This window comes from Novosphingobium soli (genome assembly GCF_042432915.1).
Taxonomy (GTDB): Bacteria; Pseudomonadota; Alphaproteobacteria; order Sphingomonadales; family Sphingomonadaceae; genus Novosphingobium; species Novosphingobium soli.
The window spans coordinates 87,538-114,471 of record NZ_JBHLWK010000008.1 but is presented as its reverse complement, the minus strand read 5'-3'; the positions used below and the strand labels follow the sequence as shown (position 1 = coordinate 114,471).

Here is a 26,934-nt window from a genome sequence, read left to right as displayed (position 1 = left end):
CCGCTCCCCGAAAGGACGCGCTTCGTGACCGAAACCCCCGCCGATACCTGGACCGTTGCAGGACGCACCTTCACTTCGCGCCTGATCGTCGGCACCGGCAAGTACAAGGATTTCGCGCAGAACGCGGCGGCCGTGGCCGCCTCGGGCGCCGAGATCGTCACCGTCGCGGTGCGCCGCGTCAACGTGTCCGATCCCAAGGCGCCGATGCTGACGGACTTCATCGATCCCAAGACGATCACCTATCTTCCTAACACCGCCGGCTGCTTCAACGCCGACGAGGCGGTGCGCACCCTGCGCCTGGCGCGTGAGGCGGGCGGATGGGACCTGGTCAAGCTGGAGGTGCTGGGCGAGGCGCGCACGCTCTATCCCGACATGCGCGAGACGCTGAAGGCGACCGAGGTGCTCGCGGGAGAGGGCTTCGCGCCGATGGTCTACTGCGCCGACGATCCGATCGCCGCGCGCCAGCTGGAAGATGCCGGCGCGGTGGCGATCATGCCGCTGGGCGCGCCGATCGGCTCGGGGCTGGGCATCCAGAACAAGGTCACCATCCGCCTGATCGTGGAGGGTGCCAAGGTGCCGGTGCTGGTCGACGCCGGGGTCGGCACCGCCTCCGATGCCGCCGTGGCGATGGAGCTGGGCTGCGACGGCGTGCTGATGAACACCGCCATCGCCGAGGCGCGCGACCCGGTGCGCATGGCCCGCGCGATGCGGCTGGCGGTCGAGGCCGGCCGGGACGCATACCTGGCCGGCCGCATGCCGACGCGCCGCTACGCCGATCCGTCGAGCCCGCTCGCCGGCCTCATCTGACGGCCAGCGGGCTCAGCCCGCGCGGCGCTCTTCCTGCCGGATGTCCTCGCGCACCTCGCGTGCCGAGGCTTCGGAGACGCGGTCGACCCGGCGGTCGCGCCGCCAGTAGCTGAACGTCGCGTAGGCAATGGCAAGCCCGAGCAGAATCGGCCCGCCGATGATGACGAAGGCCCAAAGAATTTCCATGGCGTCTCTCCTCGCCGCCCCTCCAGGTACTTGTGAGGAATGCCGGGGAGCCGGCAAACGTTCCCGCCCGGCCGCATCGCCGGCCTCTCGGCCTTGCGCTTCCTTTCCGCACGGCTGCATGGCAGTTGGGTCCGGCCTGGCTCGCCGCGGCATCTCGCAGCTTCCCGCGGCGCTTGTCGGTCCGCGAGCCGGCCTTCTACCCCGGGTTCATCGACAAGGAAGCGGCCTGGTCCTCGGCGGTGTCGGCGGGGGCGGTGCCGGTGTCGGTGTCGGCGGGGGCGGGGGCTGCATCCTTGCGCGCCTTGGCAACCAGTTCGTGGACGTAGTCCAGCTTGGCCACGATCGCGTCCGACAGGTGGAAGGGGTAGAGGTCCGGCTGCCCCATGGAGCGGTTGATCGCGTTCATCGCGAAGGACAGCGGGCCCATCTGCTCCACCAGCGCCGCGGTGTCGGCGGTGTAGGGATCGAAGTCCAGCTCCACTTCCAGCGCCGCCGCTTCGCCCGGGAGCGCCGCCAGCGACAGGTCGAACCCCCCGGCGGTCGCCAGCACGTCGACGATGTGGAGGTAGTGGGCGAAAGTCTCGGCGAAGTCCTCCCACGGGTGCATCGTGGCGTAGAAGCTGACGAAGTCGTCGGTCCAGACCTTGTTGCCGCCGTCCGAGTAGTGCGCCTTCATCGCCTCCTGGTAGTCCATCCGCTCGTCGCCGAAGACCTTGCGGAAGGCTTCGACCTCGACGATATCGGGCTCCACCAGGCGCGACCAGTAGTGATGCCCGACCTCGTGGCGGAAGTGCCCCAGCAAGGTGCGGTAGGGCTCGCCCATCGCCAGGCGGATGCGCTCGCGCTCGGCATCGTCGGCCTCGATCAGGTTGAGCGTGATGACCCCGCCGTCGTGCCCGGTGTAGACCTGCGGCGTGCCGTCGCGCTCCGCAGCGGCGTCGTAGAGGAAGTCGAAGGCCAGGCCCTGCGCGCCGGGTTCTTCCTCCAGCTTGGTCTCCAGCGGCAGGCCCAGCTTGATGAGGGTGTGGAACAGGCGCCGCTTGGCCGCCTCGATCTTGGCCCAGCGCGGCGGCACCGAAGGCTCGGTCAGGTCCGGGATGGTGCGGTTGTGGCGGCAGGCGCGGCACAGCGGGGTGGTGTCGTCGGTCGCCACCAGCCAGTTGCAGATCTGGTAGTCGTTGTTGTTGGCGCAGACCACCACCTCGGCGACGCCGCCCTTGCCATCGCGCCAGACGGTGGCTTCGTCGGCCAGGAAGCGGAAGCCGTCGATCGCCGGGTCATAGCCCAGCGTCGCCTGGCAGCCCGGGCAGACCCGGACCTCGAAGTGGTTGAGGCGGCGGCAGTTGGGGCAGGGGAAGGCACGCAAGGCAAGGTCCCTCGAGGATGCTCGTGCCGCCACAACGTCGCAGGCGCCCGGTCGTTTCCGGATTGTCCGATTCCGCGCCCGATCGAAGCCCGCGTGTGCGGCTGCCGGTTCCGCTCGACGCGAGCCCGTCGAAGGATGGCCTGCGCGTACGGGCGCGGGGCCTTCGACAAGCTCAGGCCGAGCGGGTCTGGGGGAGCGGGTCCTGAGTTTGGTTGGCCCTCGGCGCGATTCGGCCGGGCTCAGCGTCCAAGGGGAGCAGGAGCGGAGGTCGCGATCGCCGTCGGCGGCTCTGGCCCCGCTTCGTCCGGCCTTCCCCCAACTCCGCTCATCCTGATCCTGTCGAAGGATGATCCCGCGCAGCCGAGGGGCCTAAGACCAAGTGCAGGCTGTGCGGGTCACGTGGATGGCGCCGTCGGCGGCCCGGCGGGGACGACAGCGTCCCGCCGGGCCTATCGCCTTCCGGCAGCGCCGCGCGTCAGATGCGGACGGGCGCGAGGCGGGGGCTGAGCAGGTGGACCACCAGCAGCGCCACCAGGTACGCGCTGGCGCAGATCGCGAACAGCACCTCGTAGCTGTGGGTGGCATCGAGGATGTAGCCTGCGAAGAGCGCCATGCCCATGCCGCCGAAGGCGCCCACGGTGCCGCCGATGCCGACCACCGAGCCCACCGCGCCGCGCGGGAAGACGTCGGAGGGCAGGGTGTAGAGGTTGGCCGAGAACGCCTGGTGCGCCGCCGTCGCGAGGCCGATCACCAGCACTGCCGCCCAGACGTTGTCGATGCCCTGGACGAACCAGATCGGCAGCACGCAGACCGCGCAGATCAGCATCGTTACCTTGCGGGCGAAGTTGGGCGTGCGGCCCGCCTTGATGAGCTTGGACGACAGCCAGCCGCCGGCGACGCTGCCCACGTCCGAGATCAGGTAGATCGCCGCGAGCGGGAGGCCGAAGGTCTTGAGGTCGAGGTCGTAGCGGTCGAACAGGTAGCCGGGCAGCCAGAACAGGAAGAACCACCAGATCGGGTCGATCAGGAACTTGCCGAGGGCATAGGCCCAGGTCTCGCGAACGGTGAGCAGGCGGGCCCAGCCGATCTTCTCGACCGGGTCGGCCGGGTCCTGCTGGATCCAGGCGAGCTCGGCGGGGGTGACGCGGGCATGCTCGCTGGGGTGGCGGTAGACGACCCACCAGACCGCCAGCCAGACGATGCCGAACACGCCGGTGACGAAGAACGCGACGCGCCAGTCGAACCACAGCACCAGCAGCGGCACCAGCAGCGGCGTGACGATCGCGCCGACGTTGGCGCCGGCGTTGAACACGCCGATCGCGAAGGCGCGCTCCTTCTGGGGGAACCAGTCGGTGACGGCGCGGATACCGGCCGGGAAGTTCCCCGATTCGCCCACGCCCAGGCCGAAGCGGGCCATCGCAAACGAGACGACGCCGGTGGCGAAGCCGTGCGCCATGTGGCTCACCGTCCAGATGACGATGGCGATGGTGTAGCCCAGCCGGGCGCCGAACATGTCGACGACCTTGCCGAACGAGAGATAGCCGATCGCGTAGGCGAGCTGGAACCAGAAGACGATGCCCGCGAAGTCGGACTCCGACCAGTTGAACTCGGCCGCCAGCGTCGGCTTCAGCACGCCGATCATCTGGCGATCGATGTAGTTGATGGCCGTCGCCGCGAACAGCAGCGCCACCACCACCCAGCGATAGCGCCCTACCTTGGCGCCGCCCTGGCTGGCCTGAGCCGCCTGCGGGGTGCCGGTTCCTGCATCCATTGTCCTGCTCCCTTCGCGGCCCGTCTCTTCGTCCTGCCGCGCACTAGTCGATTGTCAGGCCGCCGCGATGATGCCGCAAGCGACCGTTCCCTGCCCCTCGAAGGTGGCGAGCACGGCCTGGCCCGGGCGGACCGGATGGACGCCGGTGACGGCGCCCGTCGAAACCCAGGTGCCGCCGCTGCAGTCGATCCCGCGCGCGGCGAGATTGCCGAGCAGGAACCGCACCGCGCCGAGCGGGCCGTCGAGCATGGTCGCGGTCGTCGCTTCGCCGGCCACTTCGCCGTCGATCTCCAGGCGGACCGGGATGCTGGCGAAGTCCACGCTCTGCCAGCCGGCCAGTTCGGGGCCGACCACCATGCCATAGTTGTTGCCGTAATCGGAGACGGTGACCGGCGGTCCGTCCTCGTTGATCCGCGGATAGGGCGAGCTCGCGACCTCGATGCCGAGGTGGACGGCGTCGAGCAGCGCGCGCGTGCCCGCGTCGTCGGTCGGCACCACGCCGTCCCAGCCCGGCGCGACGTGCAGCAGGAACTCCGCCTCGGCGGCGGCGAAACCGTCGGCGAACACCGGCATCTGCGGTGCCTCGCCGGGGGCGGGCCTCACCACGCTGTCGTCGAAGATGGGCCCGGCCAGCCGGTTGCTGGCGAGCTGCGCGTCGAGCGGCGGGTTGATCTTGCCGACCTTCCACCCCGCGACGGTGCGACCGTCGAGTGCGATGGCCATGTCCTGGATCACGTATGCGCCGCCCAGGTCCGTCGGCGCCTGCCCGGGATAGGACACCAGTGCGCGCTTCTCGCGCCGCGCCGCGACGAATGCCTCGGCGACCGTCTTTGCCGTCTCTGTCAAACCAATCCCCACACCCAAATTGTGCCGATATGCAGGTCGTGTCTGGAAACCGGTGTCAGTGCCGGCCAGTCGATCCCTTCCCGTCCGCGCCGAGCGTCGCTCCCGCGCAAACCGTCACCATGCCGCGGCGCTGCCCGGAAGCATCGCCAGGGGAATGGTAACCGGTGTCATCTTGCCTTTCGACCTGCGCGAAGGCAAGTCACAAAATCGGATTGCACCACGAGAGGTCACCAGGACGCCGCATGGCAGACGCGCAGAAACCCACGATCAACGACGTCGCGCGCCTGTCCGGTGTCTCGAAGAAGACGGTGAGCCGCGTCATCAACAAGTCGCCGCTGCTCAACCAGGCCACGCGCGAGAAGGTCGAATCGGTCATCGCCGATCTCGGCTACGTGCCCAACCTGCAGGCCCGGGCCCTGGCGCTGCGGCGGAACTTCCTCATCGGGCTGATCCACGACAACCCCAACGCGCAGATGGTGCTGGGGGTGCAGGAGGGCATCCTCGACACCATCCGCAGCACCGAGTTCGCGCTGGTGGTGCGGCCGGTGGACCGTCACTCGCCCACCCTGTTCGACGACATCCGCCGCTTCATCGAGCAGCAGCGGCTCTACGGCGTCATGCTGCTGCCGCCCCTGTCCGAGCGCGACGACCTGGCCCAGCTGTGCCGCGATCTGGGCTGCACGGTGGTGCGCATGGGCTCGGCGCGGCTCGACGACGATGCCCACCTGGTCGCCTCCAACGACCGCCAGGCGGTGAGCGATGCGGTGGCCTGGCTGGCCGAGCTCGGCCACAGCCGCATCGGCTTCGTCGCCGGCCCCGAGGGCTTCCGCTCGGCGCGCGAACGCGAGCTGGGTTTCCACGACGGCCTCGCCCGCGCCGGGCTGAAGCCCGATCCCGCGATCATGACCCGCGGCACCTACCGCTTCGAATCGGGGCGCGCCGCGGGCGAGCAGCTGCTGTCGGCGCCGACGCCGCCCACCGCGGTCTTCTCCAGCAACGACGAGATGGCGGCGGGTGTCCTCCACGCGGCGCGCGAGCGCGGCCTCGACGTGCCCGAGGACCTGTCGATCATCGGGTTCGACGATACCGCCACCGCCGCGCATATCTGGCCGCCGCTCACGACCGTGCGCTGGCCGATCCGCGCCATGGCCCGCACCGCCGCGGCGAAGCTGATCCACCCGAGCTCCGCGGCGTCGGAGCCGTCGATCTTCCTGTCCGACCTGGTGCGGCGCGCATCGGCGATCACCTATCCCCCCGAGAGCCGTTGACACCGGTTACCATAACCGGATACGAATGCTCCCGAGAGCTGAACGGGAGAGTTCGAAGTGTTCTGCAAGACGTACCACGCCACCCATCCGGACATGATGGAGTGCGTCTCCAACGAGGAACTGCGCGACCGCTACCTGGTGACGGGCATGTTCAAGGACGGCGAGGTCAACCTCAACTACTCGCACAACGAGCGCTTCATCATCGGTGGCGCGGTCCCGGGCGCGACGCCGCTCCCGCTGCCGCTGCAGACCGTTCCCAAGAGCGCCGAGGGCAAGTCCTTCTTCGAGCGCCGCGAGGCCGGCATCACCAACATCGGCGGTCCGGGCGCGATCACGGTGGACGGCCAGCGCTTCGAGATGAAGAACAAGGAATGCCTCTACGTGCCTATGGGCACCAACGAGGTGATCTTCGAGGGTGAGGGCGCGCGCTTCTACATCGCGTCGGTCCCGGCCCACAAGGCGCTGCCGGTCAAGCACATCACGCTCGACCAGGCCAACCCGCTGGCGCGCGGCGACCTCGCCAACTCGAACCAGCGCACGATCTACCAGCTGGTGATTCCCGGCGTGTGCGAGAGCGCGCAGCTGCTGCTCGGCCTCACCGTGCTGGAAGAAGGCTCGGTGTGGAACACGATGCCGCCGCACCTCCACGACCGCCGCTCGGAAATCTACCTCTACTTCGAGCTGCCCGAAGAGAACGACCGCATCTTCCATTACATGGGCGAGCCCGACCAGATGCGCCACATCGTCATCGCCAACGAAGAGGCCGTCATCAGCCCGCCGTGGTCGATCCACATGGGCTCGGGCACCAAGAAGTACGCCTTCATCTGGGCGATGGGCGGCGAGAACCTCGACTACACCGACATGAACGTGCTGGATATCTGCCAGCTCCAGTAGGAGCCGGCCCGGCGCCGAACGCAACGACGAACAATCCGGAACGCCGCACGCGGACACCCGCGTGACGGCGCCCGCAGTGGCGAGATGGTATCATGGCAATTTCCTTCGACCTGACGGGCAAGGCCGCGCTCGTCACCGGCGCCAACACCGGCATCGGCCAGGCCATCGCGGTCGCGCTGGCCGAAGCGGGCGCGGACGTCGCCGTGGCAGGTCGCTCCGAGCCCACCGAGACGCTGGCCCTGATCGCGGCCACGGGCCGCAAGGCCGTCAACATCAAGGCTGATCTGTCCAGCGTCGAGCCGGTCGGCCGCGTGATCGACGAGGCCGTCGCCGGGCTCGGCAAGGTCGACATCCTCGTCAACAACGCCGGCATCATCCGCCGCGACGACCTGCTCCAGTTCTCCGAGGAGGACTGGGACGCGGTGATCGACACCAATCTCAAGACGCTGTTCTTCCTCAGCCAGGCCGCGGCCAGGGGCATGGTCGAGCGCGGGAGCGGCGGCAAGATCATCAACATCGCCTCGCTGCTGACCTTCCAGGGCGGCATCCGCGTCCCGAGCTACGCGGCCGCCAAGTCGGGCGTGAGCGGCGTGACCAAGGCGATGGCCAACGAACTGGCGCCCCGGGGCGTGCAGGTCAACGCCATCGCGCCGGGCTACATCACCACCAACAACACCGCAGCCCTTGTCGCCGACGAAACGCGCAACCGCCAGATCCTGGAGCGCATCCCGACCGGCCGCTGGGGCCAGCCGGAGGACATCGCGGGCGCCGCGGTGTTCCTCGCCTCGCCCGCCTCCGACTACGTCACCGGCCACGTGCTGGCGGTGGACGGCGGCTGGCTGGCGCGCTGAGGGCGCCGTGGCGGGGCATGTCCTGTGTTTCGGCGAAGTGCTGCTGCGCTTTGCCACGCCCGGCCACCGGCTGACGGTCCAGTGCGACGCGCTGGACATGGTCGTCGGTGGGGCCGAGGCCAATGTCGCGGCGGGGCTCGCCTCGCTGGGGCATGACGTGAAGATGCTGACGCGCCTGCCGTCGAGCCCGCTCGGCGACAAGGCGCGTGCGGCCCTGGGCGCCGCGGGCGTGGACACCACCCTGGTGGGCCGCGCACCGGGACGCATGGGTCTCTACTTTCTCGAGAGCGGAGCGGGGCTTCGGCCCTCCTCGATCACCTACGATCGCGCGGGTAGTCTTTTCGCAGGGTCCTCCTCCGGCGATTTCGACTTCGCTTCCGCTCTCGAGGGAGCCCGGCTGTTACACCTGTCCGGGATCACGCCGGCGCTCGGCCCCGGCGGCGTCGCGCTTGCGCAAGCCGCCGTCGCCGCGGCCGATGCCGCCGGCGTGCCTGTCTGTTTCGACGGCAACTATCGCGCGCTCCTGTGGGAATCCTGGGACAGCGATCCGCGCGGCATCCTTACCGGGCTGATGCAGTCGGCCACGGTGATGATCGGCAACCACCGCGACATCTCGCTGCTGCTGGGCAAGGCCTTCTCCGGCGACGGCTCGGAGCGCCGGCGCGAGGCCGCGCAGGCCGCCTTCGCCGCCTTCCCGCGGCTGCAGCTGATCGCCTCGACCGCGCGCCACGTCGTCCACTCCGGCCACCACCGCATCGCCGCCCGGCTCGATTCGCGCGAGGGCGCGCACCAGACCGCGGAAGTCGACGTCACCGGCATCGTCGATCGCATCGGCACCGGCGACGCCTTCGCGGCGGGCGTGCTGCACAAGTGGCTTGAGGGCGGCGACCTCGTCGCCACCGCGCAGGCTGGCCTTGCCTACACCGTCCTCAAGCACACCGTGCCGGGCGACATGGGCCTGGTCGGCGCGGAGGAGCTCGAGGCGTTCTCCGCCAGCGGCGGCGACGTGCGGCGGTAGCGCAGCCCGGCCACGCCCGGCGTCATCCGAAGGCGGAGCGCCAGCCCCCGCGCGGGGGCGACGAAGAAAAGGGAGAGAGCAGCATGCACGCGACCAGGTCCGGAATCACGCGCCGCACCCTCGTCAAGGCCACCGCGGCGCTGGCCGCCGCGGCGCCGGTTCCGCTGCTGGCCCGCAGCCCGAAGCCGGCGCGGGTCGGGCGCTACGCCGGCGTTGCCGAGGAGGGCGTCCACGCCTTCAAGGGTATCCGCTACGGCCGCGCCGCCCGCTTCGCCAGGGCGGTCGCGGAGCCCTGGGACGGCGCGCCCGTCACCGCCGGCCGGTTCGGCCCGATCTGCCCCCAGCGCGCGATGGACGACGAGGCGCAGGCCGAGGACTGCCTGTTCCTCAACGTGTGGACGCCGGAGACCGACCCGCGCGCCAAGCGCGCCGTCATGGTCTACTTCCACGGCGGCGCCTACACCACCGGCTCGGTGACCGACCCGCTCACGCACGGCGCCCGCCTCGCCGCCGACGGCGACGTGGTGGTGGTGACGGTGAACCAGCGGCTCAACGCGCTCGGCTACGCCTGGCTCAAGCCGTTCGGCGCCGCCTATGCCGACAGCGGCAACCTCGGCCAGCTCGACCTGATCCTGGCGCTGCAGTGGGTGCGCGACCACATCGCCGCCTTCGGGGGCGACCCGGCGCGCGTCATGGTCTTCGGCCAGTCCGGCGGCGGCGCCAAGATCGCGACGCTGATGGCGATGCCCGCGGCGGCGGGCCTGTTCCATGCGGCGGCGACGATGAGCGGGCAGCAGGTCCAGGCCAGCGGACCCGGCCACGCCTGGGCCCGCACGCAGGCATTCATTGCCGCGCTCAAGCTGGCGCCCGGCGATGTCGAGGGGCTGCGCACGATGCCGGTCGAGCGCCTGGTCGAAGGGCTCGACGCGGTGGACCCGATCATGGGCGGGCCGGTCTATTTCGGGCCGGTGCTCGACATGACCAACCTGCCGCGCCACCCCTTCTGGCCCGACGCGGCGCCGCAGTCGCGCGGCGTGCCGATGATCCTGGGCAACGTGATCGAGGAGACGCGCGCCTTCCTCAACCCGCGCGGCCCCAAGCTCCAGGGGCTCGACTGGAGCAACATCGCCGCGCGCATCCAGCCCGAGGTGAAGATCGACCTCGACCCGGTGTGGGTGGTGGAGCAGTACCGCCGGCACGAGCCCGGCTGGACGCCCGAGCAGGTCTACTATGCGGCGACCACCGCCGGTCGGTCCTGGCCGGGGCAGGTGATCGAGGCGGACGCGCGCGCCGCGGCCGGGGCAGAGGCGACCTGGGTGTACCAGCTGGATCGCCGCTCGCCGATCGACCCGCTGCGCGGCGCCGCGCACACGGACGACATCCCCTACGTGTTCGGCACTTTGGCGGCGAAGGGCAGCTACTCGGGCGTCGACCAGCCGGCGCGCGCGCTGAGCGCGACGATGATGCGCGCCTTCACCGGCCTCGCCAAGACCGGGCGCCCGGGCCTGTCCGAGTGGTCCCCCTATCGCCTCCCCGACCGCGCGACGATGGTGTTCGACGACGTCGTGCGGCTGGAGAACGACCCGCGCCGCTGGCAGCGCGAGCTCTGGGCGACGGCGCCCTACGTGCAGCCGGGGACCTGAAGGGGGAAGCGGCTGGCGCGGCTCCCCTGCAGGGGAGACAAGCGCAGGCACGGCAGGTCGCCCGCCGGCGAGCGCGGGATAACGCCTGGGAAGCGAACGCAGCCGAAGAAGGGACATCGGGCCGGCGTCGAGGCGTCCTTGCGGCACGCAAGGAGGGGGCCTGCTCTGTGCGAACGGCCGGGTAGCATGCTGGCAGCCCGGCTCGGTCCTGGCGGAGCGGAACGAACCGGCGGCGCGGACTCGCAGGCGAGCGCCGGTTCTCTCAGGCTACTTTCCGGGAAACCACCCTCGTGAGGGCCGGCCGTTTGCGGAAGGCCTTGGTACCTCGACGGATCGCGGTACCCGGAACCGCTCCGGGGGACGCTGTGGGCGTGGTCCACGACTTGCACTCGCGTACGGCCCACGACGCCGGCCCGAAACACCGCTTCGGAACGAGCGCCCGTCCCGCAGCGGATGGCGGGGCTTATAACCTATCTGGTACTGGTTGTCAAGGCCGCCGCGCTGGCGCGGGGTTGGGGTAGGCGATCACCAGCGAGAGCGGCGCGTCGCCGCGCTGCCAGATGCCGACCACCGCGCCTTCGTAGAGGTAGGCGGTCATGCCGGGGCGGAGCGTGGCGCGCTGGCCGTCCGAGACCACCTCGCCCTCGCCGGAGAGCACGTAGTAGACCTCGTCGTGGGCGATGGGGTGCGCGCCGATCGCGGCGCCCTTGTGCAGCACGCGGCGGCGGAATTCCATCGTGCGCGGCGCCAGCGCGGCGTCCGAGATACGGTAGGCCGTGCTCATGCCGATGGCGCCGTGGGGCGGCGCTTCCTCGCGGACGGTGTCGCGTTCGTCGATCACCGCCATGGGCGGCGCCGGCCGTGCCGTGGCGGCGGGCGTGGCGGAGGGCGCGACGGAGGGCGCGACGGAGGGCAGGGGCGCCGAAGTGGCGGCCGCGAGCAGGAGCGTGGCGCCGATCACCGGGGATGCATCCCGAAGAAGGCGAGGTCCGCCGGCACGGCGATCCGGCTGGCCTGTAAGTGGCTTTCCACCATCGTTCTCCCGTCGGCAGAGGTTCTTGACAGGGCGTTCTCCCTGCGGCACACACAATGACACCGGTTACCACTGCTCGCAAGGACGATCTTTGGAACAGGTGGGGCGATCTCGGGATCGCCTGCGATGCTCCTCCGATGGGGAGCGGGAGTAGAGGTGCCGGAAACAGAGCGCGCGTTGCTACGCTCCTTTCTGACACCGGTATCAATGGACCCGAGGGGTCGTGAGGGGATGTAGTCATGCGCCAGCATGTTTCCGGAATTTCGCTTATTAAGGCCGCTTTGTTCGCCGGCAGCGCGCTCACGCTGACCACCCTGGGGGCGCCGGGCGCGTTCGCGCAGGACGCCACCGGCACCACCGGCACCGCCACCGATGCTGCCGCCGCGGCGAACGCCGAAGCCGCCGCTGCCGACAACGCCGCCGCCGCTGACCCGGTGAACTCGGAAGAGATCGTCGTCACCGGCTACCGTCAGTCGCTCCAGGCCGCGCTCAACGTGAAGCGCGAATCGATCTCGGCGGTCGACGCGGTCGTGGCCGAGGACATGGCCAAGTTCCCCGACCAGAACCTGGCGGAATCGCTGCAGCGCATCCCCGGCATCTCGATCCAGAAGGACGGCGGCGAAGGCCGCGCGATCACCGTGCGCGGTCTCGGCGCGCAGTTCACCCGCGTGCGCGTCAACGGGCTGGAGACGATCGCCACCAGCTCGGACGGCGCCTCGGCCAACCGCGACCGCGCGTTCGACTTCAACGTCTTCGCCTCGGAGCTGTTCAGCAGCCTGGTCGTCCACAAGACCGCCGAAGCGAGCCTCGACGAAGGCTCGCTGGGCGCGGTCGTCGACCTCAACACCGGCAATCCGCTGGCGGGGAAGGCCGGCCTTTCGGCCGTGCTCAACGTCCAGGGTTCGTACAACGACCTGTCCGACAACGTCGGCCCGCGCATCGCCGGCCTGCTGTCCTGGCGCAACGACGCCGGCACCTTCGGCGTCAACCTCTCGGCGGCCTACTCGCACACGGACACGATCGAGAGCGGCAACAACACCGTGCGCTGGGCGCAGGCCTACTTCAACTCGGTGGACGGCACGCCCTGCTTCTACTCGAACGTCGGCCCGACCGGCGGCACCCCGGTCAACTCGGGTGGCGGCTATCGCCCTTCCGCGGCCTGCGATGCGGCCTCGCTCTCGTTCCACCCGCGCATCCCGCGCTACGGCGTGGTCGAGCATGACCGCCGCCGCCTCGGCCTGACCGGCTCGGTCCAGTTCGAGCCGACCGACCGCACCAAGATCTCGATCGACGGCCTCTACTCCTCGTTCAAGGAAGACCGCGCCGAGCAGTGGCTCGAAGTGCTCGCCCGCTCGAACGAGCGCCGCTTCGATGTGGTCGATCCGGTCTACGACGACAGCGGCAACATGGTCAGCGCGACCATCAACAACGCCTATGTCCGCACCGAAAGCTACCTGCGCAAGTCGGAGACCGAGTTCTACCAGGTCGGCGCGACCTGGGACCAGGACGTCAGCGACACGTTCCGCTTCACGCTGCTCGGCGGTTTCTCGCAGTCGGATGCCAGCATCCCGGTCGAGACGACGTTCGCCTACGACAACCGCAACGCCAACGGCTTCAGCTACGACTACAGCGACATGAAGTCGCCGGTCCTGAGCTACGACCTCGACGTGACCAACCCGGCGAACTTCCAGCTCGCCGAGATCCGCGACCGTCCTTCCTACGTGAAGAACAAGTTCAAGACCGCGCAGCTGCGCACCGAATGGGACCTGACCGACGGCTTCACGGTCAAGACCGGCGCGGTGTGGCGGCGCTACGACTTCCGCACCCAGCTGTTCCAGCGTGACACCGCCGCCTGCGGCGCCAACGGCACGCGCGACCTGATCCTGGGCACGGTGACCTGCTCGTCCACGGTCTACGGCCTGCCGGTGACCTCGGGCATTTCGGACCTCATCGACCTGGGCGATGCCGGCCAGCCGAACGGCACGACCGATTCGTGGCTGGTGGCCGACATCAACAACGCCGCCGAATACACCAACCTCTACGGCCGCACCGCCATCGAGGACCTCGGCAACAACCGCCGCGTGCGGGAAGAGACCTCGGGCGGCTACCTGCAGTTCGACGTGAAGGGCGAGATCTTCGGCCTCGAGTACGCGGGCAACGCCGGCATCCGCTACGCCCACACCAAGCAGACCTCGACCGGCTACACCGCCGGCGTCGCCGCCACGGTGGAGCGCAGCTACGACGACTGGCTGCCGGCGATGAACATCGCGCTCTACCCGCACCACGACGTGATCGTGCGCGGCGCCATCGCCAAGGTCATCACCCGTCCGTCGCTGGGCAACCTGAACCCGGGCGGCTCGGTCGACGGCTTCAACTACCGCGTCACCTTCGGCAACCCGTTCCTCGATCCCTACCGGGCGACCAACTTCGACCTCTCGGTCGAGTGGTACTTCGCGCCGCAAGCGCTGTTCTCGGTGGCCGGCTTCATCAAGAAGATCGAGAGCTTCCCGGTCGCGGGCACTTACGTCGCCACGCTGCCGCAGCTGGGCCTGGGCCGCGACGTTCTGGGCCAGAGCACGCCGGCCTACATCAACTACGATCCCAACCAAGAATACGTGGTCTCCTCGCAGGTCAACGGCTCGGGTGCGACGCTCAAGGGCGTCGAGATCGCGCTGCAGATGCCCTTCACCTTCCTGCCGGGCATCCTCAGCAAGACCGGCTTCCAGGGCAACGCCACCTTCATCGACAGCAGCGCGGACTACCAGATCACCGGCCCGGCGGTCTCGGCCTGCACCCGCAACGCGACGACCGGCGCCTGCGGTCTCACCGGTGTCTCGGCCATCTACAACAACACGCTGCTCGGCGTGTCGGAGAAGGCCTGGAACGCCACGCTGTACTACGACGACGGCAAGTTCAGCATCCGCGGCTCGATCAGCTACCGCGGCCCGTTCAGCGACGCCACCAGCGCGACCGGCAACATCTTCGAGGGTTACGGCTCGTACACCAGCGTCGATGCGGCGATCCGCTACAAGGCCACCGAATGGCTGGAGCTGTCGATCGACGGCAACAACCTGACCGACGAGTACCGCTACCGCACCAACGACATCTACGCGGAGCGTAACTACGAGAACAACCACTTCGGCCGCACGATCCTGTTCGGGGCGCGCGCCAAGATCTGATCCCTCCCTGACGCGTGATCCGCTGCCCTGCGGCGGATCACGCCTCTTTTTTCTTCCCCGTCATTCGCGGCGCTGAGGCGACGATCCGGGCTCCGCGCCTGATCTGACAGCGAAAGTGACGACATGCTCGATCGCAGGACCCTGATCGCCGGCTCGCTGGCTGCCGCCGGCCTCGCCGCCCGGGCCGGTGCGCAGACGCCCCCGCCCGCCGCCGCCAAGGCCCTCCCGCCCGGCCTGCCGCAACCCACCGAGACGATCGACCTCTGGCCCAAGGGCCCGCCCTCCCGGCCCGCCTCTCCCCTCACCGAGACCGTGGACGAACGCTCCACCGACGCGCTCGTCAGCGACCGTGCGGTCTATGGCGTCACCCGCCCGCGCATGGCGGTGTTCCGTCCCGATCGTCCGAACGGCGCCGCGGTGCTGCTCACGCCCGGCGGCGGCTACAAGTGGATCGTCGTCGACAAGGAAGGGTACGAGATCGCGCGCTGGCTGACGGCGCGGGGCTTCACCGCCTTCGTCCTGTTCTACCGCCTGCCGGGCGAGGGATGGTCCAGCGGCCCCGACACGCCGCTCGCCGACGCGCAGCGCGCCATGCGTCTGATCCGCCACCGCGCGCGCGACTTCGCCGTCGATCCCGAGCGGGTCGCCGCGATGGGCTTTTCCGCCGGCGGGCACCTGTGCGCCGACCTCGCGACGCGTTTCGCGACGAGGGTCTACGATCCCGTCGACGCGGCGGACCGGCTCTCGGCACGGCCGTTCCTTGCCGCGCCGGTCTATCCGGTGGTGAGCATGGATCCGGCGATTGCCCACGCCGGTTCGCGCAACCTGCTGCTGGGCCCATCGCCCAGCGCGGCGCTGGAGGCGGCGCACTCGCCCGAGCGCAACGTCCCCGCCGACGCCCCGCCGCACTTCCTGCTCCATGCCGAGGACGACGAGGTCGTGCCGGTGGAGAACACCGTGCGCCTGCGCGCCGCGCTCAAGGCGAAGGGCATTCCGGTCGAGATGCACCTCTTCGCCAACGGCGGCCACGGCTTCGGCCTGCGCCGTGCGATCGGCAAGCCGGTGGAAGCCTGGCCCGACCTCTGGCGCGCCTGGGCCCGGACGATGGGCTTCGCCTGAGGGTGGCGGGGCGCCGCTCGGCCCCCGCCTTCCTCCCCCGCCTTCTCCCTCGCCCCTGACGCCGGACGCCCGGCGCCGCTGTGTCAATACATGTGCTGGCCGCCGTTGATGCTCAGCGTCGATCCGGTCACGAACCCGGCGTTCTCGGAGCACAGGAAGGCGCAGCCGCGGGCGATCTCGTAGGCGTTGCCGAGGCGGCCGACCGGGATCTTGGCGACGATCTTCTCCAGCACCGGGGCGGGCACGGCCGCGACCATGTCGGTGTCGATGTAGCCGGGCGCGATGGCATTGACGGTGACGCCGTACTTGGCCCCTTCCTGCGCCAGCGCCTTGGTGAAGCCGTGGATGCCGCTCTTGGCGGCGGCATAGTTCACCTGCCCGTACTGGCCCGCCTGGCCGTTGATCGAGCCGATGTTGACGATGCGGCCCCAGCCGCGCTCGCGCATGCCGGCGAACGTCGCCTTGGCGGTGTTGAAGCAGCCGCCCAGGTTGATGCGCATGACGTCGTTCCAGTCGTCGAAGCTCATCCGCTGCAGCACGCCGTCGCGGGTGATGCCGGCGTTGTTGATGACGATGTCGATCGGGCCGACTTCGGCGGCGATACGGTCGCAGTACTCCTGCGTGGCCTCATGGTCGCCCACGTCCCACTTGTACGTCGCGATCCCGGTCCTCTCCGAGAAGGCGCGGGCTTTCTCGTCATTGCCGGCGTAATTGGCGACCACGGTGTGGCCGCGCTCCTGCAGCGCCAGCGAGATCGCCTCGCCGATTCCCCGGGTTCCGCCTGTAACAACTGCAACACGCGCCATAACTAGCCTTTCGCCTTTGGAGCATCACTCCGCGACAGTGCTATGGAAGGAATATGACGGCGGCAAGGCCGGAGGCTGACTCAAATGCACCCCACCTGCGGCACGCGACGTGCGCAAATTGCAAGCGCAAGAACCCAGATCAGAACTTGAACTGCGTGCCCACGTAGACCGCCTGGCTGTCCTGCTTGCCGTCGGTCAGCGGCACCAGCCGCTCGCGGTCCTGCGAGTAGCGGACGCCGGCGGTGACGTCGAGATTGTCGGTCAGGCGGTAGGCGCCGCCGAGATCGACTTCGCCCGCCTCGCCCGCGAAAGTGCGGGGCGCGCGCCCGGCGGGCCGCTTCTCGTCGATCGAGATGCGCGGCGAGAAGCGCGGCTCGGGGCCGTGGACGGTGCCGGGACTCAGGCTGAACTTCTTCAGGTCGGGCAGTTCGGCCACCGGCCGCGCCGGCGGCTGGGGGACGAGGTTCTGCGCGAAGTTCTGGTACCCGCGCGAGACGCCCAGCGTGAAGGCGGTGGGGGCGATGCGCAGGCGGGCGACCTCCTGGCCGGAAGGCTGCAGCGGCGAACGGCCCCGCACGATGATCGCCTGCGCCGATTCCGGATCCACCCGGACCGCGACGGTGACCGCGCGATCGTGGCGGTTGGGCGTGCCGGCGGGCGTGAACGAGAACGGCTGCCCCGTGGCGAGCGAGCGCATCGAAATCGCGCGCGAGAGACTCTCGGGCGTCGATGCGGCATCCAGCGAATCGATTGCGGGGGCGCCGGGCGAAGAAGGCGCGAAGTCGGTGGAGAAGGCGAGCACCGCGCTCGGCAGGGCGAGAAGGGTGACGCAGCCGGCCAGCAGCAGGCTGCCCTTCATGCCGCCTTTCGCTGCGTTCTCACGCTGGGTTGCCATGATCGAGTGCCCGTTCCACGCTGTTCGTTCAAGGAGCGCGGCAGGCGCCCCACAAGCTCAAGATTGCGTCACCCCTATTAACATGCGGTGAGTGCGCTGCAAAGGACCACAGCAAGCCCGCGCCAGGGCCAGCGCGGGAGCCAGAGCGGGCGCCAGGGCGCGGGCCCGGGCGGGGGTCAGGGCGGGAGGGCGCCGCTCCCCCTGCCGCCGCGTTCAGCAACGGCTCAGCCCGGCACCGCTTAGGCGGGCGCGGAAAGCCGCACTTGCCGCTGGTGCATCGGCGGCTATAGAGCGTCTTGAGGACAGGTCCGACGTTGCCGGGCCTGGAGCCGCGAACACATGACTGGGAACGAACATGACAGGCAGCACCGTTAACCGCCTCCTCACCGTGCGCACGCTGGCGCCCAAGGCGATGGGCGCGGGCCTCTGCGTCGTGGCGGCGCTCGCGCTCGCCGGGTGCGGCGGCAAGAAGGAGGTGCGCGCGGAACTGGCGCCTTCCCAGGTCACCACCATCGGCGTGAACAGCTACCTGTGGCGCGCCAGCCTCGATTCGGTCTCGTTCATGCCGCTGCTGCAGTCCGACAGCGCCGGCGGCGTCATCATCACCGACTGGTACGTCAACCCCAAGAGCCCCACCGAGCGGGTGAAGGTCTCGATCGCGATCCTCGACCAGGACCTGCGCGCCGATGCGCTGCGCGTCACCGCGGTGCGCGAAGTGGCGCAGGGCGGCGGTTGGGTGCCCGCGCCGGTCCAGGCGGCCACCGTGCAGAAGCTGGAGGACATCATCCTCACCCGCGCCCGCGACCTGCGCCGCGATTCGATCGGCGGGTAAGTTTCACCGGGCGGCGGACCGCGCCGCCCGCATCACTGGGCGGGTCCGTTCACCCGCAGGAGTTTAGACCAAGATGACCGAGCGGTTCGATCCCGCACAGGCGGACACGCGCTGGCAGGCTGCGTGGGACGAAGCGCAGAGCTTCCGCGCCGACGACACCTCCACCAAACCGCGCAGCTACGTTCTGGAGATGTTCCCCTATCCGTCGGGGCGCATCCACATCGGCCACGTGCGCAACTACACGATGGGCGACGTGCTGGCGCGCTACAAGCGGATGAAGGGCTTCGAGGTCCTCCACCCGATGGGCTGGGACGCCTTCGGCATGCCGGCCGAGAACGCGGCCATGGAAAAGGGCGTCCACCCCGGCGGCTGGACCCGCGAGAACATCGCCAACATGAAGGCGCAGCTCAAGCGCCTGGGCTTCGCGCTCGACTGGAGCCGCGAGATCGCCACCTGCGAGCCCGAATACTACGGCCACGAGCAGGCGCTGTTCCTCGACCTTTACGAGAACGGCCTCGTCTACCGCAAGGAATCGGCGGTCAACTGGGATCCGGTCGACCAGACCGTGCTCGCCAACGAACAGGTGATCGACGGGCGCGGCTGGCGCTCGGGCGCGCTGGTGGAGAAGCGCAAGCTCTCGCAGTGGTTCCTCAAGATCACCGACTTCGCCGACGAACTGCTCGAAGGCCTCTCCACGCTCGACAAGTGGCCCGAGAAGGTCCGCACGATGCAGGAGAACTGGATCGGCAAGTCGCAGGGTCTGCAGTTCAGTTTCGATCTCTCCACCGGCGGCAAGGTCGAGGTCTACTCGACCCGTCCCGACACCATCTTTGGCGCCAGCTTCGTCGCCGTCGCTGCCGATCACCCGATCGCGCAGGCGGCCGCCGTGGGCCGGCAGGACGTCCAGGACTTCATCGCGCTGTGCAAGCAGGGCGGCACCACCGCCGCCGAGCTGGAGACGGCCGAGAAGCTGGGCTTCGACACCGGAATCACCGCAAGGCACCCGTTCACCGGCGCGCAGCTGCCGGTCTACATCGCCAACTTCGTGCTGATGGACTACGGCACCGGCGCGGTCATGGCCGTCCCCGGCCACGACCAGCGCGACTTCGAGTTCGCCACCAAGTACGCGCTGCCGATCGTGCGCGTCGTCGCGGCCAGTGCGGCGGAGGCCGACACGCCTTTCGCCGGCGAGGCCGAGGCGGGTGACGGGGTGCTGGTGAACTCCGATTTCCTGAACGGCATGAGCGTCGCCGAAGCCAAGGCCGCCGTCATTGGGCGCGCCGAGAGCGAGGGCTGGGGCGAGGGCAAGACGGTGTGGCGCCTGCGCGACTGGGGCGTCTCGCGCCAGCGCTACTGGGGCACGCCGATCCCGTTCATCCACTGCGAGGTCTGCGGCGTGGTGCCGGTGCCCAAGAAGCACCTGCCCGTCGTGCTGCCCGAGGACGTCGATTTCCAGACGCCCGGCAACCCGCTGGTGCGCCATCCCACCTGGAAGCACGTCGACTGCCCGCAGTGCGGCCACCCGGCCCGCCGCGAGACCGACACGCTCGACACCTTCGTCGATTCCTCGTGGTACTTCCTGCGCTTCGCCAGCCAACCCGACGACCGCCCGTTCGACCCGGCAAAAATTGCCGAGTGGCTCCCGGTGGAACAGTACATCGGCGGCATCGAGCACGCGATCCTGCACTTGCTCTACGCCCGGTTCTGGACCCGTGCGCTCGCCCGCATCGGCAAGATCGAGGTCAAGGAGCCGTTCGGCAGCCTGTTCACGCAAGGCATGGTCACGCACGAGACGTACTTCCGCATCAACGACGCCAACGGCCAGCCGGTCTACTTCGCGCCGAGCGAGGTGGAGCGCGGCGCCGAGACGGCCAGGCTCAGGGCCGATGGCGCCCCGGTCGAGATCGGCCGCGTCATCAAGATGTCGAAGTCGAAGAAGAACGTCGTCGATCCCGACGAGATCGTCGCGACCTACGGCGCCGACGCGATCCGCTGGTTCATGCTCTCCGACAGCCCGCCCGAGCGCGACCTGCCCTGGTCCGAGGCCGGGATCGAGGGCTGCGGCCGCTTCGTGCAGCGCTTGTGGCGCCTGTTCGGCCAGTTCGACGGCGCCGCTTCCGGCGAGGACAAGGCGCTTGACCGCAAGGTCCACCAGACGGTCGATGCCGCGGCGCGCGACATCGAATCGCTGGGCTTCAACAAGGCCGTCGCGCGCATCTACGAGCTGACCGGCGCGGTCGAGAAGGCCGCGCCGTCCGCGACCCGCTCGCAGGCGATCCGCACGCTGCTGCTGCTGGTCTCGCCGATGATGCCGCACCTGGCCGAAGAGGCATGGGCCGCGATCGGGGAAGGCCTCGTCGCCGACGCCGCGTGGCCCGCGGTCGACCCGGCGCTGCTGGTGGACGACGAAGTGACGGTCGCCCTCCAGGTCAAGGGCAAGCTGCGCGACACGCTGATCGTCGCCAAGGGCACCTCGAAGGAAGACCTGGAGGCGCTTGCCCTCGCCAGCGAGAAAGTGCAGCGTGCGCTCGATGGAGCTCAGGTGCGCAAGGTGATCGTGGTGCCCGACCGGCTGGTCAATCTCGTCGCGTGAGGGTCCTCGCCGCCCTTCTCGCGACGTTCGCGCTCGCCGGCTGCGGGCTGCAGCCGATGTATGCGGGCGGCGGCAGTGCCGCCGTGGCGCAGGGCCTTGCGGGGGTCGAGGTCTCGGCCATCGAGGGGCGCGCCGGCTGGCTGGTGCGCAACGCGCTGGTCGACGAGCTGGGCGTCTCCGGCGCGCGCGGGGTGTCGCCCCGCTACCGCCTCGACGTGCGCCTCGATGACAGCCTGGAAAGCTTCGCGCTGCTGTCCGACGACACCGTGGGCCGGGAGCGCCGCACGCTGCGCGCCCGCTACCAGCTCGTCGACATCGGCAGCGGCGCGATCGTGCTGGACCAGACCGCGGGTTCGGACGCCGGGATCGACGTGGTCTCCTCCGACTACGCGACCATCGCCGCCGAGCAGACGGCGCTGGAGAACATGGCCAAGGACGTGGCCGGGCGCATCGTCACCAATGTCGCGCTGCGCCTGCGCGGCGACACCAACCAGTAAGGGCCCGTGAAGGCCACCCAGAAGGAGTTCGCCGGGATCGCCCAGCGGGCCGCTCGCGAAGCGCGCGTGTTCTTCTTCTGCGGACCCGACGAATCGGGCGCATCGGACGCCGCCGCGCGAATCGTCTCGCTGCTGGCCGATCCCGGCGAACGGGTCGAGATGGCGGGCGCGGAGCTGCGGCGCGACCCGGTGCGCCTGGGGGACGAGGCCCGCTCCACCTCGCTGTTCGGCGGTGCGCGCCACATCTGGGTCCGCGCCGCCGGGGACGAGGCCCACGACGCGGTGCAGACCCTGCTCGACAACGCGGTCGAAGGGTGCCCGGTGCTGATCGTCGCCACCGGCGCCACCGACAAGTCGCGCACCGCCAAGCTGCTGGCCTCCCGGCCGGACGGGCTGGTGGCGATGTTCTACCCCCCGGACCTCGCCTCGGTGACGGCCACGGTGCGCACCGCGGCGAACGGCGCGGGGCTGAAGCTCGGCAGCGAGCTGGCCGAGCGCATCGCGCGCGGCGCGGGCATGGACACCCGCCTTGCGCGGTCCGAGATCGCCAAGCTCGCGCTCTACCTCGACGCCTCGCCCGAGACGCCGCGGCCGGTGTCCGCCGCCGATCTCGACGCGATCGGCGCCGCCACCGAGGACGACGATTTCGCGCCCCTGGTCGACGCGGTGCTGGGCGGGCGGCGGGAGGCGATCGCGCCGGAGCTGCGGCGCATGCGCGAGCAGGCGATGAACCCCGTCGGCCTGTTGCTGGCGTTCGAGCGCCGCACAGCCCAGCTCGCGGCCCTGAACGCGCGGATGGGCCGCGGGGGCGATGTCGCCGGGTTCCTCAAGGGGGAAGCGGCCGCCCGCCGGATCTTCTGGAAGGACCAGCCGGCGCTGGCGACGCAGCTGCAGCTCTGGCGCGGGCCCAAGCTGGCGCGGTTGGTGGCGCGGCTGATCGGGCTGCACCAGTCCTTGCTGTCGAACAGCCAGGACGCCGAGCTGTTGTTGGCCGATGGATTGCTGGTGATCGCCCGCAGCGCACGGCCCGAATCCAGACAACGGACAATACCCACGCGCTGACGAATCGGTTTTTTCGATTGCGCCACTTTGCCCTAGAGGCATATAGGTATTGCATCGCAGCATGAACCTCATGCCGCATCCGCTGACTATGTCTGTTCAGGGAGGCATCGGCGTGAGTACGCAATCGGGAGTCTCCATCCGATGAATGCGCCTTTCGCTGCGCGACCCGACACCAAGGTTCGCACCGAGGCCGAGGAGCTGCTGGTCGCGCCCTCGCGGGAGCGGCGCCGTCTCCAGTGCTATCTCGCGCTGGTGCTGGGAGACATCGCCGCGGTGTTCCTCGGCTTCGCGGCGACCGGGTACGTGCTCGCCGGCGCCGAGGGGCTCTCCGAAAGCCTGATCCATGCGCAGCTGATCCTGCCGATCTACCTGACTCTGGCGCTCTACAACGGCTCCTATTCGATCGCGACCTTGCAGGAAGGCTGGAGGGGCGTGTTCCGCGGCCTGATCGCGATGGTGATCGCGGTCGTGGTGGTGGTCTTCGTGCAGTTCCTGATCCGCCCCGACGCCAATGTCTCGCGCTCGAGCTTCAACGGCGGCGCGCTCGCGGCGATCCTGGCGATCGCCTGGCTGCGCCTGCAGCTGCGCGCCTTCGTGCGCTGGCGCTGCGGCGAGACCATCATCAACGAGCTCATCATCGACGATGGCGGCCCCCAGGTGAACCTGCGCGGCGCGATCCGGATCTCCGCGGCCGCGATGGGGCTGCGGCCCAACCTCAACGACCCGGACGCGCTGGACCGCGTCGGGCTGGTCCTGCGCAACATCGACCGGGTCATCGTGAGCTGCCCGGCGGGACGCCGCGCGGAATGGGCGATGATGCTCAAGGGAGCCAACGTCGACGGCGAAGTGCTGGACGACGAAGTGGTGCGCCTTGGCGCCCAGGGCGCGCGCGTTGTCGGCAAGCACGGCCTGCTCCTGGTCTCCGCCGGCCCGCTCGGCTTGCGGGACCGCGCGATCAAGCGCCTGTTCGATATCGTCTTCGCAGGCAGCGCCATCCTCGCGCTGTCGCCACTGCTGATCGCCGTCGCCATCGCGGTGAAGGTGCAGGACCGCGGCCCGGTGTTCTTCATGCAGCGCCGGATGGGTCGCGGCAACCGCTTCTTCAACATGTACAAGTTCCGCTCGATGACGCAGGCGCTGTGCGATTCGAACGGCAACGTCTCCGCGTCCAAGGATGACCAGCGCATCACCCGCGTCGGCCGCTTCATCCGCAAGACCAGCATCGACGAGCTGCCGCAGCTGTTCAACGTGCTGCTGGGTGACATGAGCCTGGTCGGGCCGCGTCCCCACGCCACCGGTTCGCTCGCGGGCGACAAGCTGTTCTGGGAAGTGGACACGCGCTACTGGCAGCGCCACTCGCTCAAGCCCGGGCTCTCGGGCCTGGCCCAGGTGCGCGGCTTCCGCGGCGCCACCGACCACGAATCGGACCTCGTAAACCGCCTTCAGGCCGACCTCGAATACCTGGAGGGCTGGACGATCACCCGCGACATCCAGATCATCCTGCTGACGATGCGCGTGCTCGTCCACGATCGCGCCTTCTGAGGCGCTGCGCACGCACCGGGCCGCGCCGGCATGCCGGCCTACGGCCCGCGCGGCGAAGTGCCATCGGCGTGGAAGCGATCGGGGCGCCAGGCCCCGATTCGAAATCAGTTGCCGCTTTGCTTGGGCACGCTGAACGTGCCCGAGACGCGGCCACCCTTGCCGCCCGAGGCCGAGGACACGCCGCTCTTGAGGTCCACGACCAGGCGACCGCCGCGCAGCGTGTCGCCATTGGCACGCTTGATCGTGGCGTTGCCGGTCATGGTGATGATCTTCTGGTTGAAGTCGTAGATGCCGACGTCCCCGGTCGCCGTCTCGCTGCCGCGGGTGACGACGACGCCGCCGCTCGCGGTGATGCGCTGGATCTGGAGCGCTCCGGCATTGGTGAAGTTCACCACCGTGCGGGCCGCGCGCAGGCGCAGTTCGGCCTGCTTCACGTCGACGTTACCGGACAGGATCACGCGGTCCTGCCGGTCCTGCAGCTCGATGCGGTCGGCCGCATAGTCCACCGGGGCATCGGAGTTGTGGCCGCTGAACACCTGCGCCTCGGGCTGCGGCACGGCCGCGAAGGCCGCGATGCCAAGGATCGGGGCGGCGATCGCCGCGCGCAGGAGGATCTTCGGGGCGGGCATCATTGCGGTATCCTCAGCTTGCCGGGCGTCATGCGCAGGCGGGCATTGCCTTCCAGGGTGACGGTGCGGCCTTCCAGGTCCGCCTTCATCGAATCGGCCCGGAAGGTCCCCGTGGGGACGGTGCCATCGACCCCGCCCGATCCCACCGCAACCTGCTTCTTCACGTCGATGGCGACGTTGCGCGTGGTCATGCGGTAGCCGTCGGGCGCGGCGAAGTTGACCGGCCCGGCCACCGCGATCTGCTCGGTGTCGTAGTTGTAGGCGCCCCGGGGGGCGACGATCTGGGCCGGGCCGTCGTTCAGGTGCATGAGGGCCTTGAGGTCCAGCATCTCGACGATCGGCGTGGTCGCGGTCTTCTGCACGGCGGTGCCGGAGGTCACCACGAAGTCGCGGTTCTTGTTGTCCTTGCCGCGATAGGCGGCATCGTCCGCGCGCAGCCGCTCGCCGGTGACCGCCACCTTGTTGCGGTCCAGCAGGAAGCTGATCTCTCCGCGGGGGGAAAGCGGCACCAGGATCATCACCGCGGCCACCAGCCCGATGCCGGCCGGCAGCACTTTCGCCAGCAGCGCCACCAGCCGGTCGTGCGAACCGCCGGGCGCGGCGAAGTGCCGGCGGCGGTTGCGGATCTGGACGGCGTCGACGGACATGGCGTTTCGGGAAACTCCCCGGGGCGAGAAGAGTGCCGCGATCAGGCGGCTTCGTGGCTGAAGATGTCGTGGTCCGGCCAGCCCGCAAGGTCGAGCCGGGCGCGCGCGGGCAGGAAGTCGAAGCAGGCTTGCGCCAGTTCGGTGCGTCCTTCGCGTGCGAGGCGTTCCACCAGGATCGCGTGCATGGCGTGGAGGTAGCGCACGTCCGACGCGGCGTAGTCCTTCTGCGCGTCGCTCAGTTCGGGCGCGCCCCAGTCGCTGGACTGCTGCTGCTTGGACACCTCCTTGCCGAGGAGTTCGCGCACCAGATCCTTGAGGCCGTGGCGATCGGTGTAGGTGCGCACCAGCTTGCTGGCGATCTTGGTGCAGAACACCGGCGCCGCGGTGACCCCGAGGTAATGCTCGATCGCGGCCAGATCGAAGCGCGCGAAGTGGTAGAGCTTGAGGCGGGCCGGATCGGCGAGCACCGCTTTCAGATTCGGCGCGGCAAAGCGGCTGCCGGCGGCGAAGCGGACGAGGTGCTCGTCCCCCTGGCCGTCCGAGATCTGCACCAGGCAGAGCCGGTCGCGGGCGGTGATGAGGCCCATGGTCTCGGTGTCGATGGCGACGGGACCCGGCGCGAGCACGCCTTCGGGGAGATCTTCTTCGTGGAGATGGACAGCCATGATCCGGGAATGCTTAGGGACTGGTCGGGTGTTTCGCAATGCCCGCAAGCCCGGGCGCGCCCCGGCGCACTGGTTTTTCGAAAGGTCGCGGGCATGACGGCAACACAGGACGTGCAGAGCATCGCCCCAAGCTGGGCCGCGGCGCTCGCGCCCGCGCTGGCGACGACCGAGGCGCGGCGGCTGGGCGGATGGCTGAAGGGCGAGGAAGCGGCCGGCAAGCGGATCTATCCGCCCGCGGGCGCACGGCTGCGGGCGCTGGAACTGACGCCGCTGGACGCGGTGCGCGTCGTGATCCTGGGCCAGGACCCCTACCACGGCGCGGGCCAGGCGCACGGCCTTGCGTTCTCGGTTCCCGAAGGCGTGCGGGTGCCGCCTTCGCTGGTGAACATCTACAAGGAACTGGCGCGCGATTGCGGCGTCCAGGCGCCAGGGCACGGCAACCTCGAGCACTGGGCGCGCCAGGGCGTGCTGCTGCTCAACAACGCGCTGACGGTGGAGGAAGGGCAGGCCGGCTCGCACCAGAACCGCGGCTGGGAGGCGATCACAGATGCCGCCGTCGCCGCGGTGGCGGCCAAGCCGGAGCCCTGCGTGTTCCTGCTCTGGGGCAACCACGCGCGCAAGAAGGCGATGCGCGTGCCCGGGCTGGCCGAGGGCCATCACCTGGTGCTGACGGCGCCCCACCCGAGCCCGTTATCGGCCCACTCCGGGTTCTTCGGATGCGCGCACTTCAGCAAGGCCAACGCCTTCCTCGCCCGGCACGGGCGAGGCACGATCGACTGGTGATC

At 69.6% G+C, this 26,934-nt stretch carries 24 protein-coding genes; 14 read left to right on the top strand and 10 right to left on the bottom strand.

Annotation, left to right across the window (positions count from 1 at the left end; genetic code table 11):
* The first annotated feature begins 24 nt into the window (after window positions 1-24).
* The gene (locus tag ACFFJC_RS05105) at window positions 25-807 is read left to right on the top strand and encodes a thiazole synthase (protein WP_379486412.1); all 783 of its coding nucleotides are present in this window, start codon (window positions 25-27) and stop codon (window positions 805-807) included.
* Between the two features lie 12 nt (window positions 808-819).
* Here ACFFJC_RS05105 and ACFFJC_RS05100 read toward each other — a convergent pair whose 3' ends face one another.
* The 4 genes from ACFFJC_RS05100 to ACFFJC_RS05085 form a co-directional block, all read right to left on the bottom strand.
* The gene (locus ACFFJC_RS05100; RefSeq protein ID WP_379486411.1) at window positions 820-993 is read right to left on the bottom strand and encodes a hypothetical protein; all 174 of its coding nucleotides are present in this window, start codon (window positions 991-993) and stop codon (window positions 820-822) included.
* Window positions 994-1,189: 196 nt separating this feature from the next.
* Window positions 1,190-2,359, bottom strand: coding sequence for a zinc-binding metallopeptidase family protein (locus ACFFJC_RS05095; RefSeq protein ID WP_379486410.1), 1,170 nt, complete (start codon window positions 2,357-2,359; stop codon window positions 1,190-1,192).
* 475 nt (window positions 2,360-2,834) lie between these two features.
* On the bottom strand, window positions 2,835-4,130 hold the full coding sequence (locus tag ACFFJC_RS05090) for an MFS transporter (RefSeq protein ID WP_379486409.1): 1,296 nt from the start codon (window positions 4,128-4,130) through the stop codon (window positions 2,835-2,837).
* Between the two features lie 54 nt (window positions 4,131-4,184).
* Window positions 4,185-4,976 (bottom strand): 2-keto-4-pentenoate hydratase, encoded by a 792-nt coding sequence (locus tag ACFFJC_RS05085; protein WP_379486408.1) that lies wholly within the window; start codon window positions 4,974-4,976, stop codon window positions 4,185-4,187.
* A gap of 242 nt (window positions 4,977-5,218) precedes the next feature.
* Here ACFFJC_RS05085 and ACFFJC_RS05080 point away from each other — a divergent pair, with 242 nt between their 5' ends.
* The 5 genes from ACFFJC_RS05080 to ACFFJC_RS05060 all read left to right on the top strand — a co-directional run bounded on the left by ACFFJC_RS05080 (window position 5,219) and on the right by ACFFJC_RS05060 (window position 10,650).
* Window positions 5,219-6,244, top strand: a complete 1,026-nt coding sequence (locus ACFFJC_RS05080; protein ID WP_379486407.1) for a LacI family DNA-binding transcriptional regulator — start codon at window positions 5,219-5,221, stop codon at window positions 6,242-6,244.
* A gap of 57 nt (window positions 6,245-6,301) precedes the next feature.
* Window positions 6,302-7,138, top strand: a complete 837-nt coding sequence (gene kduI / locus ACFFJC_RS05075) for a 5-dehydro-4-deoxy-D-glucuronate isomerase (RefSeq protein WP_379486406.1) — start codon at window positions 6,302-6,304, stop codon at window positions 7,136-7,138.
* Window positions 7,139-7,230: 92 nt separating this feature from the next.
* The gene (kduD, locus tag ACFFJC_RS05070) at window positions 7,231-7,989 is read left to right on the top strand and encodes a 2-dehydro-3-deoxy-D-gluconate 5-dehydrogenase KduD (protein ID WP_379486405.1); all 759 of its coding nucleotides are present in this window, start codon (window positions 7,231-7,233) and stop codon (window positions 7,987-7,989) included.
* Window positions 7,990-7,996: 7 nt separating this feature from the next.
* Window positions 7,997-9,007, top strand: coding sequence for a sugar kinase (locus ACFFJC_RS05065; protein WP_379486404.1), 1,011 nt, complete (start codon window positions 7,997-7,999; stop codon window positions 9,005-9,007).
* A gap of 83 nt (window positions 9,008-9,090) precedes the next feature.
* The gene (locus ACFFJC_RS05060) at window positions 9,091-10,650 is read left to right on the top strand and encodes a carboxylesterase/lipase family protein (protein WP_379486403.1); all 1,560 of its coding nucleotides are present in this window, start codon (window positions 9,091-9,093) and stop codon (window positions 10,648-10,650) included.
* Between the two features lie 487 nt (window positions 10,651-11,137).
* On the opposite strand, the gene ACFFJC_RS05055 is transcribed toward ACFFJC_RS05060, so the two are convergent.
* The gene (locus tag ACFFJC_RS05055; protein ID WP_379486472.1) at window positions 11,138-11,497 is read right to left on the bottom strand and encodes a cupin domain-containing protein; all 360 of its coding nucleotides are present in this window, start codon (window positions 11,495-11,497) and stop codon (window positions 11,138-11,140) included.
* Window positions 11,498-11,922: 425 nt separating this feature from the next.
* Between ACFFJC_RS05055 and ACFFJC_RS05050 the strand changes: the two genes are divergently transcribed.
* Window positions 11,923-14,862 (top strand): TonB-dependent receptor, encoded by a 2,940-nt coding sequence (locus ACFFJC_RS05050; RefSeq protein ID WP_379486402.1) that lies wholly within the window; start codon window positions 11,923-11,925, stop codon window positions 14,860-14,862.
* A gap of 123 nt (window positions 14,863-14,985) precedes the next feature.
* Window positions 14,986-15,981: an alpha/beta hydrolase gene (locus ACFFJC_RS05045; RefSeq protein WP_379486401.1), complete on the top strand. Its 996-nt coding sequence runs from the start codon at window positions 14,986-14,988 to the stop codon at window positions 15,979-15,981.
* Between the two features lie 83 nt (window positions 15,982-16,064).
* Here ACFFJC_RS05045 and phbB read toward each other — a convergent pair whose 3' ends face one another.
* Together phbB and ACFFJC_RS05035 are read right to left on the bottom strand one after the other, a co-directional pair.
* Window positions 16,065-16,787, bottom strand: coding sequence for an acetoacetyl-CoA reductase (phbB, locus tag ACFFJC_RS05040; RefSeq protein WP_379486400.1), 723 nt, complete (start codon window positions 16,785-16,787; stop codon window positions 16,065-16,067).
* Between the two features lie 139 nt (window positions 16,788-16,926).
* Window positions 16,927-17,682 carry a hypothetical protein gene (locus ACFFJC_RS05035; RefSeq protein WP_379486399.1) on the bottom strand — a complete coding sequence of 252 codons (756 nt, stop codon included), beginning with the start codon at window positions 17,680-17,682 and terminating at the stop codon, window positions 16,927-16,929.
* A gap of 355 nt (window positions 17,683-18,037) precedes the next feature.
* Here ACFFJC_RS05035 and ACFFJC_RS05030 point away from each other — a divergent pair, with 355 nt between their 5' ends.
* The 5 genes from ACFFJC_RS05030 to ACFFJC_RS05010 all read left to right on the top strand — a co-directional run bounded on the left by ACFFJC_RS05030 (window position 18,038) and on the right by ACFFJC_RS05010 (window position 24,208).
* Window positions 18,038-18,514: a DUF3576 domain-containing protein gene (locus ACFFJC_RS05030; protein ID WP_379486398.1), complete on the top strand. Its 477-nt coding sequence runs from the start codon at window positions 18,038-18,040 to the stop codon at window positions 18,512-18,514.
* A gap of 73 nt (window positions 18,515-18,587) precedes the next feature.
* Window positions 18,588-21,107 carry a leucine--tRNA ligase gene (leuS, locus tag ACFFJC_RS05025; RefSeq protein WP_379486397.1) on the top strand — a complete coding sequence of 840 codons (2,520 nt, stop codon included), beginning with the start codon at window positions 18,588-18,590 and terminating at the stop codon, window positions 21,105-21,107.
* A complete protein-coding gene (lptE, locus tag ACFFJC_RS05020; RefSeq protein WP_379486396.1) occupies window positions 21,104-21,604 on the top strand; it encodes an LPS assembly lipoprotein LptE in 501 nt (166 codons plus the stop codon). Before leuS ends, lptE begins: the two co-directional genes overlap by 4 nt.
* 6 nt (window positions 21,605-21,610) lie before the next feature.
* Window positions 21,611-22,666, top strand: a complete 1,056-nt coding sequence (gene holA, locus ACFFJC_RS05015) for a DNA polymerase III subunit delta (protein ID WP_379486395.1) — start codon at window positions 21,611-21,613, stop codon at window positions 22,664-22,666.
* Between the two features lie 141 nt (window positions 22,667-22,807).
* Window positions 22,808-24,208, top strand: a complete 1,401-nt coding sequence (locus ACFFJC_RS05010; RefSeq protein WP_379486394.1) for a sugar transferase — start codon at window positions 22,808-22,810, stop codon at window positions 24,206-24,208.
* A gap of 104 nt (window positions 24,209-24,312) precedes the next feature.
* Here ACFFJC_RS05010 and ACFFJC_RS05005 read toward each other — a convergent pair whose 3' ends face one another.
* Genes ACFFJC_RS05005 through ACFFJC_RS04995 form a run of 3 tightly spaced genes read right to left on the bottom strand, consistent with a single transcriptional unit; the run spans window position 24,313 to window position 26,149 of the window.
* The gene (locus tag ACFFJC_RS05005; RefSeq protein ID WP_379486393.1) at window positions 24,313-24,840 is read right to left on the bottom strand and encodes an LptA/OstA family protein; all 528 of its coding nucleotides are present in this window, start codon (window positions 24,838-24,840) and stop codon (window positions 24,313-24,315) included.
* Complete coding sequence (gene lptC / locus ACFFJC_RS05000; RefSeq protein WP_379486392.1) at window positions 24,837-25,484, bottom strand: LPS export ABC transporter periplasmic protein LptC; 648 nt, start codon at window positions 25,482-25,484, stop codon at window positions 24,837-24,839. The genes ACFFJC_RS05005 and lptC overlap by 4 nt, the downstream gene beginning before the upstream one ends.
* 41 nt (window positions 25,485-25,525) lie before the next feature.
* The gene (locus tag ACFFJC_RS04995; RefSeq protein WP_379486391.1) at window positions 25,526-26,149 is read right to left on the bottom strand and encodes a ribonuclease D; all 624 of its coding nucleotides are present in this window, start codon (window positions 26,147-26,149) and stop codon (window positions 25,526-25,528) included.
* A 93-nt stretch (window positions 26,150-26,242) separates the two neighbouring features.
* On the opposite strand from ACFFJC_RS04995, the gene ACFFJC_RS04990 reads away from it, so the two are divergent.
* Complete coding sequence (locus tag ACFFJC_RS04990) at window positions 26,243-26,932, top strand: uracil-DNA glycosylase (protein ID WP_379486390.1); 690 nt, start codon at window positions 26,243-26,245, stop codon at window positions 26,930-26,932.
* Window positions 26,933-26,934: the final 2 nt, after the last annotated feature.